Genomic DNA, 13,084 nt, shown 5'->3' on the forward strand with positions numbered 1-13,084 from the left:
AGACGGCGGGCGCTCCGACGTTGTGTCACGCGGCCAGGTAGTGCGTGTTCCCCGGTTGCGTCGACGCTTGATGTGAGGCTGTTTCCCATGTTCGATCCGTTCATAGCGCCGAGCGGTACGCTGCTCGGCCTGCTGCAGCGGGGCCGCGGCGACGGCACGCTGCACGCGCTCACCGCGCCCCGCGCGGAAGCGCTCGCGGCACTGAACCAATGTGTGCTCCGTGACCCCCGCCAGGACTGGCAGGTGGAGAACCGCTCGCTCTACTACGCCCGCCTCTACCTCGACCTGAACGGCGAACTGGACGCCATCGAGGCCCACCTCTTCGGCCCCGAGGACGTTCTCGACGCCGACGAGTCCCGCACCGGCCTCACCCTCGCCGTGCTCGGGCACCTCGCCTCCTACGGCAGGCTGGACGCGCTCGCCCTGCTGCGCCGGTACGCCGCCCACGGCAGCAACTGGGCCTGGGCCCTGGACGAACTGGCCCTCAGAGACGACGACGCGGGCCTGCGCGCCCTCGCCGCGCCCGTGCTGGCCCGCTTCGGCACCGATGCCGAGGGCGAGGCCGAGCTGGCCGCCGCCGTCCGGGACGCCTTCGAGCCACGCCCGTGGCGGCTGTGGGCGGAGGACCCGCGCGAATCGATCGCCACGCGTGTGCGTGCCGCGCAGGAGACCGGCTGTTTCGACCGCTGGCAGCGGCAGATGCGGCCCACCGGTCCCCGGCCCGGCTGGAGCGTGCGCGCCGTCTTCGAGTGGGCGCAAGCGGGCATGGACCGCGGCGCCGCCCTCCATGTGCCGGCCGCCCGCTGTCTGGTCGCCGTGGCCGGCCCCGAGGACCGGCCGGAGATCGTCCAAGCCGCCCGCACCGGCACCGACGCGGCCCGCTGCACCGCACTGCGCTACCTCGCCGACAGCAACGACCCCGAGGCCCTCGGCCTGATCGAGGCCGCGGTCGCCGACGGCACGACGGTCGTCGTGGAGGCCGCCGTGGACGCCTTCGAACGGATGCGCAGCGTCGCCGCCGTCGACCGCGCCCGTCGCTGGGCCCAGCGCCCCGACCCCCTCGGCGCCGCCGCCGGGCGCATGCTCGCCTGCCGGGGCGGCGCGCGCGACAAGGATCTGGTCCTCGGCGCCCTGCGCGAGGTCGTACGCGGCGAAGGCCCCGACGCACCCACCCTGTGGACCCTCGTCGACGGCGCCGGCCGCCTCGGCATCGCCTGCGCGGCCCCCGTGCTGCGGCACATCTACCGCGAGACGGCCTCCTCCCATCTCCGGGGCCGCGCCGCCCACGCCCTGGCCGCCACCGACCCCTCCTTCGCCACCGGCTTCGCCGTCGAGTGCCTGTGGGACTGCGAGGAGACCACCCGCGAGATCGCCGCCCGGCACGCCGAGACCGGTGACGCCCGCGTCGTGGAGCGCCTGCGCCGCCTGGCCGCCGATCCGGCCGAGGAGGCGGAGGTACAGACGGCGGTACGCAGCCGCTTCGGCCCCGACGCCGCCGGTGATTGATCCCCACGCGCGCGTAACCCACCCCACGCGCGCGTACGGAACGGGCGGACCGCCGCCCGCCGGGTGAACACCGGATGACCTGCGGGTCAGGCGGCCATGACGGCCGTCTGACCCGCTCGGGTGTGCAGCCCAACGCTCATGGGACGTTCCCCGGACGGAAAGATCGACGTTGACGCGGCCACGTCCAGCGCGGCGACAACACCCATATGCGTGTCGTCATCGTGACCGAATCCTTTCCCCCCGATGTGAACGGCGTGGCCCACTGCGCGCTCCAGACCGCCCGGCACCTCGTAGATCGCGGTCACTCCCCGCTCGTCGTCGCGCCGGCCCCAGCTCCCGGCAGCGCGCCGGACACGGACGCCCCGTGCCCGGTCGTCCGTGTCCCCTCCCTCCCCCTCCCCGGCTACCCCCAGGTCCGCGTCGCCCTCCCCAGCCGACGCCTCGCCGCGGCACTGCTCGACCACCGCGCTGACCTGGTCCATCTCGCCAGCCCCTTCATCCTCGGCGTCCGTGGCATGGCCGCCGCCGCCCGGCTCGGCATCCCCGCACTGGCCGTCTACCAGACCGATCTCGCCGGGTACGCGCGTACGTACATGGGCGCCGGAGAGGCGGCCGCCTGGCGGCGGATCCGCTCCGTGCACGCCGCCGCCGACCGCACCCTGGCCCCCTCCAGCGCCGCCCTCACCGACCTGGAGGCACACGGCGTGCCCCGGGTCCGGCTCTGGCCACGCGGCGTGGACACCGTACGTTTCAAGCCAGAGCATCGCGACGAGGCACTGCGTCGCGAACTCGCCCCGAACGGCGAGCTGATCGTCGGCTACGTCGGCCGGCTCGCCCCCGAGAAGCACGTCGAACTGCTCGCCGGCGTCTGCGGACTTCAGGGCGTCAAGGTCGTGGTCGTCGGCGACGGGCCGAGCCACGCCCACCTCACCGAGGCCCTGCCCGGCGCCGTCTTCCTCGGCCGCCGCACCGGCCACGACCTCGCCCGGATCTTCGCCTCGCTGGACCTCTTCGCGCACACCGGCCCCTTCGAGACGTTCTGCCAGACCGTCCAGGAGGCCATGGCCAGCGGAGTCCCGGTCGTCGCGCCCGCCGCCGGCGGACCGCTCGACCTGGTCGCCCACGAGCGCACCGGACTGCTCGTGCCGCCGTGCGACGCCGCCGCCGTGACCGAGGCCGTGCGCACCCTGGCCGCCGACCCCGACCGGCGGGCCGCGTACGGCCTCGCCGCCCGCACGATGGTCGAGGGCCGCACCTGGGCCGCCGTCGGTGACCAGCTCATCGGTCACTACGACGACGTCCTCGCGGCCCGCAGGGCGGTGGTGGCGGCATGACCGGTCCGTCCCTGCGCATCGTCCGCCTCGCCAACTTCGTCGCCCCCGCCTCCGGCGGCCTGCGCACCGCCCTGCGTGAACTGGGCAAGGGCTTCCGGGCGGCCGGTCACGACCCGGTGCTGATCGTGCCCGGCGAACGGCACACCGACGAGGACACCGAGCAGGGCCGGGTCATCACCCTGCCCGGCCCGCTGCTGCCCGGCACCGGCGGCTACCGCCTCCTCACCGACAAGCGGCGCGTGGCCGCCCTCCTGGAGGAGCTGGCCCCGGACCGGCTGGAGGTCTCCGACCGCACGACCCTGCGCTGGACCGGCCGCTGGGCCCGCCGCGCGCGCGTGCCCGCCGTGATGGTCTCCCACGAGACCGCCGACGGCGTGCTGCGCACCTGGGGCCTGTCCGAGAACCTCTCCCGCAAGGCCGCCGACGCCCTCAACACCCGTACCGCGCACGTCTACTCGCGGGTGGTGTGCACCACGGAGTTCGCCGAGCGCGAGTTCGTGCGCATCGGCGCGCGCAACGTCGTACGCGCCCCCCTGGGTGTCGACCTGATGGAACGCCACCCCGCACTGCGCGACCCGGGCCTGCGCACCCTGCACGCGCGCGGGGACGAGGCACTGCTCGTGATGTGTTCCCGGCTGTCCGTCGAGAAGCGCCCCGGCACCGCTCTGGACGCCCTCGACGCGCTGATACGACGCGGGCGGCGGGCGGTGCTCGTGGTCGCCGGGGACGGACCGCTCAGGGCCCGGCTGGAGCAGCGCGCGCGGGAGCGGGGGCTGCCGGTGACCTTCCTGGGGCACGTCTCCGACCGGGCCGTGCTCGGGGCGCTCCAGGCGTCCGCCGACGTCGCCCTCGCCCCCGGGCCCGCCGAGACCTTCGGGCTGGCCGCCCTGGAGGCCATGGCGTGCGGCACGCCCGTCGTGGCGAGCGCGTCCTCCGCGCTGCCCGAGGTGATCGGGTCCGCGGGCGCCACCGCCGCCGACCGGGGCGAGGCCTTCGCCGACGCCGTCGACATGCTGCTGGAGCGGGGCGAGTGCGAGCGCCGCGAGGCGGCACGCGCGCGTGCGGAGTGCTTCGGCTGGGGTACGGCGGTGGAGGCGTTCCTGGCGGCCCACGACGCCGAGGTGCTCAACCCTGTGAAGCCCCTGCGTGTCACCGGCCGCACCGTGCCGGAGGGCGTGGCATGAGACCCGTCCGTTTCGTCGCCCTCGGTGACTCGCTGACCGAGGGCGTGGGCGACCCCGTCGGCGACGGGTGGCGGGGCTGGGCCGCGCTGCTGGCGCCGTCGCTGGCCGGGGAGGTGGAGTTCACCAACCTCGCCGTCAGCGGGGCGCAGACCCGGGACGTGCGGGAGCGGCAGACCCCGGCCGCCCTCGAACTCCGCCCGGACGTGGCCTCCGTGGTCATCGGCGTCAACGACACCCTGCGGCACACCTTCGACATCCGCGCGGTCACCGATCACCTCGACGAGGTCTACGCCGCCCTCACCCGGCAGGGCGCCACCCTGCTCACCGCCTGCCTGCCCGACCCCGGCGCGATGCTGGGCCTCCCGGGCGCCCTGGCCCGCCCGCTGGCCCGCCGGCAACGGGCGGTCAACACCGTCGTCCACGCGCTGTCCGAGCGGTACGGCGCCGTCCACCTGCACGCGACGGGCGGGACCTGGATCACCGACCGGGCCCTGTGGAGCGCGGACCGGCTGCATCCGGGCGAGCGCGGGCACCGGCAACTCGCCGTCCGCTTCCACGCGCTGCTCGCCGAGGCGGGCCGGGCGACCGGCGAACCCCCCTCGCCCGAGCCGGAGTTCCCCGCACCGACCCGCACAGCGAGCCTGCTGTGGCTCGCCACCGCGGGCACCGGCTGGGTGGTCCGGCGGTGCCAGGACCTGCTGCCCCAGCTGCTGCGTCTCGCCGCCGACGAGATGCGCCACCAGGCCCGCGGGACCAGCGCCCGGCTCGACCTCAGCGCGTCGGCGGCGGTGTCGGCGGCCCTCTCCGCGCTGCCGGAGAGCCACGGCACGGCCGACGGGGCACAGCGGCGCCGTATCGTCAGCGTCGGGCACCGCACCGCGGTGCCCGACGGCGCGCCCCACCGTGAGGACGCGGGGGTGATGGTGAACGGCGTCGGGTGACGGTGAGAGGCTCGGACAGTGGATCGTTCCACGATCCGACGATACTCATGTTGTCTCGTTCAGGCTGTCTGCGATTGAATTCCCGTATGGCAGAGCAGCTGACGGGACTGGCCGGCGACCGGGCGCTCCTCGGGCGTACGAGCACGGCGGAGCGGGTGTCGGACATCCTCCGCGGCCGTATCGCCGAGGGATACTTCCCGCCCGGCACCCGGCTGTCGGAGGACGGCATCGGCGGGGCGCTCGGGGTGTCCCGCAACACCCTGCGCGAGGCCTTCCGGCTGCTCACGCACGAACGCCTGCTGGTCCACGAGCTCAACCGGGGCGTGTTCGTCCGGGTCCTGACCGTCGAGGACGTCGAGGACATCTACCGCGCGCGCACGCTGGTCGAGTGCGCCGTCGTCCGCGGGCTCGGCGACCCGCCGTACCCGCTGGACGCGCTCGCCGCGGCGGTCGCCGAGGGCGCGACGGCGGCGGCCGCGAGCGACTGGAAGGCGCTGGGCACCGCCAACATCCACTTCCACCGCGAGCTCGTCGCCCTCGCCGGCAGCGAACGCACCGACGAGCTGATGCGCAGCGTCTTCGCCGAACTCCGGCTCGCCTTCCACGTCGTGGACGACCCGCGCCGGCTGCACGAGCCGTACCTCACCCGCAATCGCCAGATCCTCGACACGCTCCGGGCCGGGGACCGGCATGCGGCGGAGGAGCTGCTGGCGACCTACCTCGCCGACTCGCTGGAGCGGGTGGTGGAGGTCTACCGGCGACGGGTCGGCGAGGAGAGCCCCGGGCTCTCTTGAGCGTCTGTGACGCCCGTCGCTTCTGTGGCGTTTGGGTCGATGTCAGACCGAGGACCTAGTCTGTGCACCGTGACTTCGCCTGCATCGACGGACAGCGTTCCGCCCCAGCTCAGCGCGGGGCCGCGCCCGGCTCCGGGCCCGGCCGCCGACGAGGGGCTGGCGCGTCGGCTGCGCGCGCTCGCCTGCACCGCGCCGTTGCACGACCTCGACGCGCGCAAGGCCAACCTGGCCGGTGAGTACTCGGTGTACGGGATGGCCGAGGTGGCCCTGGCCGCCATCGACCTCGTCACGCTCAACATGGACTTCGACACCGGCGCCGACCACGAGCAGATCGTGGCCCGGCTGATCCCGCGCATCGCCGCCCAGGCCCCGCACCGCCCGGCCGGCGAGCACGAGCGCGTGGCCCGCTGGGTCCTGGAGAACCTGATCAACGTCGGCAGCGTCGACCGCGGCTTCCGCGCGGTGTACGGCACCTTCGGGCCCGACGGCACGTATGTCCGCCGGGACTACGACTTCAAGCTGATCGAAGAGGTCCCCGGTCCCGGCGGCACCGTCTACCTGCGTACCACGGACGAGGCGGTCAACGTCCTGGTCGGCGCCCTCGACACCGACGTCACCAGCGCCCAGATCGCCGCCGAGGTCAAGCTGGAGGTGCTGATCAGCCGCGGCCGCCTGGCCGACGCCCAGCTCGCCGCCGAACAGGCCCGCTACCGCACGGTGCAGTACTCCGAGACGCTGCGCCGCGCCTTGGAGGCCACCCGGCGCAACGTCCGCGCGGTCGACTGGCTGAACACCGTGCCGGACATGATCGCCGAGGCCCTGGACCACGTCGCCGACCGCTACCGCCACGAGAACGCGATCCTCACCAACATCCGCAAGGCCCGCGACGAGACGGAGGAGCCCGAGCACAAGCGCCGGGCCGCCGAACTCGTCGACATCGTCAAGGACTGCATCCGCCGGCACACCCAGCTCCAGTCGCGCCTGCTGGAGGCAGGCCCGCTGTTCCGCGCCGAGCAGGACCGGCAGGCCTTCGCCACGTCGGCGGCGACGTCCGGAATGGACCTGTACGGCCATCTCGTCGCCCCCGTCCTGCCCCTGCCCCTGGAGCAGGCGATCCGGGTCACGGACGCGTTCTTCGCCCAGGGCACGGGGCTGCGTACGCCGGTCTCCGTGCGCGTGGCGGACCTCGTCGACATACTGTTGACGCCGCCCGTCGAGCGGGAGCACCTCGGTGCGGAGATGCCCGAGCCCGACCTGATCGCCACGCCGGACGACAGCCGGTTCAGCGAGGAGCAACTGGCCGTCGCCATGGAGCTGCTGGACCTGCCGGCGGACGCGCCGCGCAGACTGTCCGGACTGCTGGCCGAGGCCCGGCGGACCGGGGACCCCGATCTGGCCTACCTGGTGGCCCTGCTGGCGGTCCACGCGGCCAGCCCGGCCGTCGGTACCGCCTACCGGCAGGGCGAGGAGAAGCTGCTGTTCGCCGTGGACGACGGCACCGAGCTGGACGATCCCGAGTTCGGCGGGGCCGACCTGATCGTGGGGACCGCGCTGCTGGACGCGGCGGGGATGGCCGCGGACCGGACGGAAGCAGCATGAGCAAGCGAGAACGCGACAAGGAGCCGAAGCCGTGACCGAGCACGTCGACTGGAGTGAGCCCGAGCCCGCCGCCGCGCCGGCCGGCTCCGCCGTCACCCCCGCCGACGCCGCCGACGCGGCGCGGCTCGTCGCCTTCGGGCTGCAGCCCAAGCTGCAGCCCGCGCGCGACCAGGAGTACACCGAGCTGCTGCGCCGGTACCGCGAAGACCCGGCCTTCGCGCGGCTCGCCGACGCCGTCGCCGCCGGGCTCGGCCTCGTCGTGCTGGAGGTCTCCCCGCGCGCGGGGATGGCCGTGACCGCCGCCGAGGACTCGGTGTTCGCCGTCCGCATGGGCGACTACGCGCGTCGCACCGCCGCCGACTCCGGCGACCGCTTCCTGCACGGGCTCGCCCATCTCGCCGCCGCCGCGCTGGCGTTCCCGCGCCCGGAGGACCTGGCCGACGACTCCTACATCGGCCGCGTCACGGTCAACGGCGTCGACGCCTTCGTACGGCAGGCCTGCCGGCGCCTGGAGGAGCGGGCCGAGGAGCAGGGCGAGAACACCGACCCGGCGACCGACGCGCCCGGCCTGGAGGCCGCCTGGCGGATCTGGGCCAGACGCAGCGCCACCGGCGCCACGAAGGACGCCCGCCGCCCGGCCGCCTCCACGACCGGCATCGTCGCGAAGGCCCTGGCCTTCCTCACCGACTCCGGCTTCCTGCAGCGCACCGGAGACGACAGCGGCGGCACCTACCGCACCACGGCCCGCTACCAGCTCCAGGTCCGCGACATGGCCGGCGCCGCCGCCATGGCCGAACTGCTCGAACTGGGCGTCGTCCCGGTGACCGACGGCACCCCCAGCCTGCTGCCCGCCGAGAACACCGAGGACCTGGAACTGGTGGCCGACGCAGGGCTGCCGTTCCACTCCTGAAGCCCCCAACGACCTTATTTTTCCGAAGACTTACAAAGACTTACGACGAGAGTCCGCCATGTACGAGCTGTCCCGGGTCCGCCTCTACTCCATCGGGCCCGCCGGTGCGCGCTACGCCGACACCGTGCTTGACCTGCGGGGCGTGGGCGAGCCCGTGCCCGATCCGGCGCCCACGCAGGCGGAGTTCTTCGAGGAGGAGCCGGCCGGCCCGCCGCGCCGGCCCGCACCCGCGGGCGTGCTGTTCCTGGAGAACGGCGGCGGCAAGTCCGTGCTGCTCAAGCTCATTTTCTCGGTGATGCTGCCCGGCCACCGCAACACGCTCGGCGGCGCCAGCTCCGGCGTGCTGCGCAAGTTCCTGCTCGCCGACGACTGCGGGCACGTCGCGCTGGAGTGGCAGCACGTGCAGACCGGCGAGTGCGTCGTCGTCGGCAAGGTCAGCGAGTGGCGCGGACGGCAGGTCTCCAACGATCCGCGCAAGTTCGCCGAGGCCTGGTACTCGTTCCGGCCCGGACCCGGACTCAGCCTGGACAACCTTCCGGTCGCCGAGTCCACCGCCGTACGGCCGCCCGTGGAGGGCGCCTCGGGCGCCCAGGGCCGGCGTCGCACCATGAAGGGCTTCCGCGACGCCCTCACGGAGGCCGGCAAGGCCTACCCGCACCTGGAGGTGCACTGGGAGGAGATCCACGACCGCTGGATCGAGCACCTCGGCGACCTCGGCCTCGACCCCGAACTCTTCCGCTACCAGCGCGAGATGAACGCCGACGAGGGCGAGGCGGCCGGCCTCTTCGCGGTCAAGAAGGACTCCGACTTCACCGACCTGCTGCTGCGCGCGGTCACCGACACCCGCGACACCGACGGACTCGCCGACCTCGTCAGCGGCTTCGGCAACAAGCTGGGCCGGCGCGCCGAGCTGATCGCCGAACGGGACTTCACCGCCGGGTCCGTCGACCTGCTCGGGCGGATCGTCGAAGCCGCCGACGCCCGCTCACGCGCGCGTGACATCCACGCCGGCGCCGAGCACCGTACCCGCACCCTCGCCCGGCGACTGTCCGCGCGGGCGGTGCAGGAGCGGGTGCGTGCCGCCGACCTCGCCCAGCGGGTCACGGCCGCCGCGTACGCCGTCACGCACTCCGAGGGCGCCCGCGAGCGCAGCGCCCTGATCGCCGCCGAACTCGCCTACCAGCATGCCTCGTTGGCGCTCGCCGCCGCCGAGAAGTCCGCCGCCGCGCAGAAGCGCGAGCTGGCCGACGCCCGCACCCTGCACTCCGCCTGGCAGGCCGCCGAGGCCGTGCTGCGCCACCGCGCCGCCGCCGACCGCGTCGCGCGCGTGTCCGCCGCCATCCAGGAGGCCGAGCGGGACGCCGCCCCGGCGCTCGCCGCCCGCGCCAAGGCCGCCGTGGACCTCGTACGAGCCCTGCACGCGGCCGCCGAGAGCGCCGAGACCCTCGCCAACGAGGAAGAGGAGCGCTCCGCCGCACTCCAGGAGACCGGCGACAGCGCCTACCGCGACTCCACCACCGCCGCCACCGAGGCCCAGCGCGCCCGCAGCGAGGCCGGGCATCTGCGCCAGCGGCTCGCCGAGGTCGAGCAGGAGACCGCCGAGGCGGTCCGCGCGGGCTGGCTCGACGACAGCGCCCCGGACGCCGACCCGGCCCGCGCCGCGCTCGCCGCCAGCGACGCCGAGAAGACCGCGGTGACCGCCTGGGACGCGGCCCGCGAAGCCGCCCGCAAGGTCACCGAGCACGCGCGCGAGGCGGCCTCCGCCGAGTCCCGCGCGGAACTGACCGCGGCCCGCGCGGCGGACGCGGCGACCGCGGCCGAGCGGGCCCACGAGGCCGAACAGCGCCTCGCCGAGTCCCTCGCCGCTGAGGAACGGCTCGCGGAACTGCTGAGCCTGCCGGGCGCCCCCGCCGGGCGGCCCGGCGTGCCGGGCCCTCGTACCGGAGCCGACGGCACGGCCGGCATCCGGGCCGGCGCGGGCCATGGCACGGCGGCCGACACCGGCGCCGACACAGGGCCGTACGGCCCCGCGAGCGGCGGCGACGGCGGCCCACGCGACCGAGCGGCTGGAACCGGCTCCGACGACACCCCGCGCGCCGTCGACGGCCCGCTGACCCCGGAAGAGCTGGACCGCTTCGCCGACGAACTGCGCGGACTCCTCGACGACGCCGTCACCTCCGCCGAACGGCACCTCTTCGAGCTGCGCACCGCGGCCGCCGACGACGCCCGGATCCTCGGCGCGCTCGGCGACGGCGGACTGCTGCCGCCCGGCCCGGACGTGCTGGCCACCGTGGAGTTCCTCGGCGAGCACGGCATCCCCGCGCTGCCCGGCTGGCGCTACCTCGCGCAGTCCGTCGACCCCGCCGACCACGCACGCGTGCTCGCCGCCCGGCCGGAACTGGTCGACGGCGTGATCATCACCGACCCGGACACGCACGCGCGTGCCCGCGAGACCCTCGGCGATGCCGCCCTGCTGCCCCGCTCCACCGTCGCCGTCGGCACGGCCGCCGCCCTGCTCGCCCCGCCCCCCGCCGACTCCGCCTCCTCCGGCGACGTCTTCCTCGTGCCGCCGAACCCGGCCATGCACGACGAGCATGCCGCCGACGAGGAGCGGCAGGCGCTGCGCGCGCGGGCCACCGAGCGCGACGAGGAGATCCGCACCCTGGCCGCCCGGCTCGGCAAGGACCGCGAGCTGGCCGCACGGCTCGCCTCCTGGCGCACGGGCTGCCCCGCCGGACGCCTCACCGAACTCGCCCGGGCCGCCCAGGAGGCCCGCGCGTTCGCCGAGGAGGCCGAGGCGGAACTGGCCGAGGCGCGCACCGCGCGCGCGGAGGCCGAGGAAGCCGCCGCCGAGGCCGTACACGTGCGCGACGAGCGGCAGGAGGCCGCGCAGAAGGCCCGCCGCGCCGCCGACGCCCTCGCCGGCCTCGCCTTCCGGCTCCGTGAGCGCGCCGGCTGGCAGGTGAAACTGCGTGAACTGGCCGACGAGGCTGCCGAGTCCGAGGCCCGCGCCCAGACCTGCCTGGACCGCGCCCGCGCCGCCGACGAGGACCGGCGCGCCGCTCAGCGCGCCGCCGACGACGCCCGCCGCACCGCGCGTGCCCTGCGCGCCGAGCGCTCCGAGATCGCGGGCGCCCCCGACGACGTACCGGTCGAGGACGCGGACGCCCCCAAGGCGTCCCTGCCCGCCCTGCGTGAGGCCTACCGGGCCGCCTCCCAGGTGTACGAGAAGGTCGGCGTCGGCGCCGACCTGCGCGCCGAGCAGGCCCGCGCGGAGAGCGACGAGAGCGCCGCCCGCGCCGAACTGGACCGGCTCAGCAACAAGGTCCGCACCCGCGCGGAGCAGCTGCTCCAGTCGCCCGACGGCTCCGACGGGCCCTCCCGGCAGGCGGCCGCCGCGCGCGCGGAAGAGCTGGTGCAGCTCCTGGAGACCCGGATGTCCACCGCGAGCGAGCAGCTCGGCCGGCTGCGCGGCGAGGCCGAGCGGCACGCCCCCGAGGACGGCGAGGCGCACACCGAGCTGCCCGAGGAACTCGCCCCGCGCGACGCCGAGCACGCCCAGGCGCTGCTGCGCACCGCCACGGCCGAACTCGCGGCCCGCACCGAGGCACTGGCCGAAGCCCGCGCGGCCCACGCCGAACTGCTGGACACGCACCGGGCCGCCGAGGACGCGGCCGGCGGCTTCGACGAGATCGCCGCCATGCTCCGCGACCTGCTGCGCGAACACGCCCCGGAGGAGACGCAGGAGGAGCCCGAGCCGTACCCCGGCAGCCTGGAGGAGGCCCGGCACTCCGCGGCCGAGGCCCGCCGCTCGCTGCGCGGCTGCGCCGCCGACCTGTCCGCCGCCGAGACCGCGGTGCGCGAGGCCGGCGACGTCCTCGTCCGGCACGCCAACTCCACGCGCTACGAGCAGGTCCGCACCCCGGCCCGGCAGCAGATCCGCGAGCTGCCCGCCTCCGCCCTGCCCGAGCACGCCCAGAAGTGGGCCGACGCCTTCGCGCCCCGACTGCGGGTCCTGACCGACGAGTTGGCGCAGCTGGAGCGCAACCGGGACTCGATCGTGGACCGGCTGCGCGGCCTCGTCGAGTCGTCCCTCGCCACGCTGCGCTCCGCCCAGCGGCTCTCCCGCCTGCCCGAGGGGCTCGGCGAGTGGTCCGGACAGGAGTTCCTGCGCATCCGCTTCGAGGAGCCCGACCAGGCCACGCTCACCGAACGCCTCGGCGAGGTCATCGACGAGGCCACGCGCGCCGCCGTGAAGAAGAACTCCGACCTGCGCCGCGACGGCATGTCCCTGCTGCTGCGCGGAGTCGCGGCGGCGCTCCAGCCGAAGGGCGTGGCCGTCGAGATCCTCAAGCCCGATGCCGTGCTGCGCGCCGAGCGCGTCCCCGTCGGCCAGATGGGCGACGTGTTCTCGGGCGGTCAGCTGCTCACCGCCGCCATCGCCCTGTACTGCACGATGGCCGCCCTGCGCTCCAACGACCGGGGCCGCGACAAGCACCGGCACGCCGGCACGCTGTTCCTGGACAACCCCATCGGCCGCGCCAACGCGACGTATCTGCTGGAGCTGCAGCGGGCCGTGTCCGACGCGCTCGGCGTCCAGCTGCTCTACACCACCGGCCTGTTCGACACGACCGCCCTCGCCGAGTTCCCGCTGGTCATCCGGCTGCGGAACGACGCCGACCTCAGGGCGGGCCTGAAGTACATCAGCGTGGAGGAACACCTCCGGCCCGGACTGCCCCAGCAGCCCCGGGCCGGAGAGGCGGTGCACAGCGAGATCACGGCGACCCGGATGTTCAAGAAACCTGCGTGACCGTCA

General features: G+C 75.1%; 8 protein-coding genes. All 8 read left to right on the forward strand.

The window, feature by feature from the left end; all coding sequences use genetic code 11:
* Positions 1-87 precede the first annotated feature (87 nt).
* Positions 88-1,506, forward strand: coding sequence for a HEAT repeat domain-containing protein (locus O1G22_RS34720; protein ID WP_225101207.1), 1,419 nt, complete (start codon positions 88-90; stop codon positions 1,504-1,506).
* 206 nt (positions 1,507-1,712) lie between these two features.
* Positions 1,713-2,840 (forward strand): glycosyltransferase family 4 protein, encoded by a 1,128-nt coding sequence (locus O1G22_RS34725; protein WP_270084912.1) that lies wholly within the window; start codon positions 1,713-1,715, stop codon positions 2,838-2,840.
* On the forward strand, positions 2,837-4,024 hold the full coding sequence (locus O1G22_RS34730) for a glycosyltransferase (RefSeq protein WP_270084913.1): 1,188 nt from the start codon (positions 2,837-2,839) through the stop codon (positions 4,022-4,024). The genes O1G22_RS34725 and O1G22_RS34730 overlap by 4 nt, the downstream gene beginning before the upstream one ends.
* Positions 4,021-4,965 carry an SGNH/GDSL hydrolase family protein gene (locus tag O1G22_RS34735; RefSeq protein WP_270084914.1) on the forward strand — a complete coding sequence of 315 codons (945 nt, stop codon included), beginning with the start codon at positions 4,021-4,023 and terminating at the stop codon, positions 4,963-4,965. The genes O1G22_RS34730 and O1G22_RS34735 overlap by 4 nt, the downstream gene beginning before the upstream one ends.
* An 86-nt stretch (positions 4,966-5,051) precedes the next feature.
* Complete coding sequence (locus O1G22_RS34740) at positions 5,052-5,759, forward strand: GntR family transcriptional regulator (RefSeq protein ID WP_270084915.1); 708 nt, start codon at positions 5,052-5,054, stop codon at positions 5,757-5,759.
* 69 nt (positions 5,760-5,828) lie between these two features.
* Positions 5,829-7,358, forward strand: a complete 1,530-nt coding sequence (locus O1G22_RS34745; RefSeq protein WP_270084916.1) for a hypothetical protein — start codon at positions 5,829-5,831, stop codon at positions 7,356-7,358.
* 31 nt (positions 7,359-7,389) lie between these two features.
* A complete protein-coding gene (locus O1G22_RS34750) occupies positions 7,390-8,268 on the forward strand; it encodes a hypothetical protein (RefSeq protein ID WP_270084917.1) in 879 nt (292 codons plus the stop codon).
* 58 nt (positions 8,269-8,326) lie between these two features.
* Positions 8,327-13,078: a hypothetical protein gene (locus tag O1G22_RS34755; RefSeq protein ID WP_270084918.1), complete on the forward strand. Its 4,752-nt coding sequence runs from the start codon at positions 8,327-8,329 to the stop codon at positions 13,076-13,078.
* Positions 13,079-13,084 lie beyond the last annotated feature (6 nt).

Source organism: Streptomyces camelliae (assembly GCF_027625935.1).
Taxonomy (GTDB): domain Bacteria; phylum Actinomycetota; class Actinomycetes; order Streptomycetales; family Streptomycetaceae; genus Streptomyces; species Streptomyces camelliae.

Excerpts from the sequence above, each read along its gene's own strand:
- O1G22_RS34720 (WP_225101207.1), top strand. The coding sequence starts at position 88 with ATGTTCGATCCGTTCATAGCGCCGAGCGGTACGCTGCTCGGCCTGCTG.
- O1G22_RS34725 (WP_270084912.1), top strand. The coding sequence starts at position 1,713 with ATGCGTGTCGTCATCGTGACCGAATCCTTTCCCCCCGATGTGAACGGC.
- O1G22_RS34730 (WP_270084913.1), top strand. The coding sequence starts at position 2,837 with ATGACCGGTCCGTCCCTGCGCATCGTCCGCCTCGCCAACTTCGTCGCC.
- O1G22_RS34735 (WP_270084914.1), top strand. The coding sequence starts at position 4,021 with ATGAGACCCGTCCGTTTCGTCGCCCTCGGTGACTCGCTGACCGAGGGC.
- O1G22_RS34740 (WP_270084915.1), top strand. The coding sequence starts at position 5,052 with ATGGCAGAGCAGCTGACGGGACTGGCCGGCGACCGGGCGCTCCTCGGG.
- O1G22_RS34755 (WP_270084918.1), top strand. The coding sequence starts at position 8,327 with ATGTACGAGCTGTCCCGGGTCCGCCTCTACTCCATCGGGCCCGCCGGT.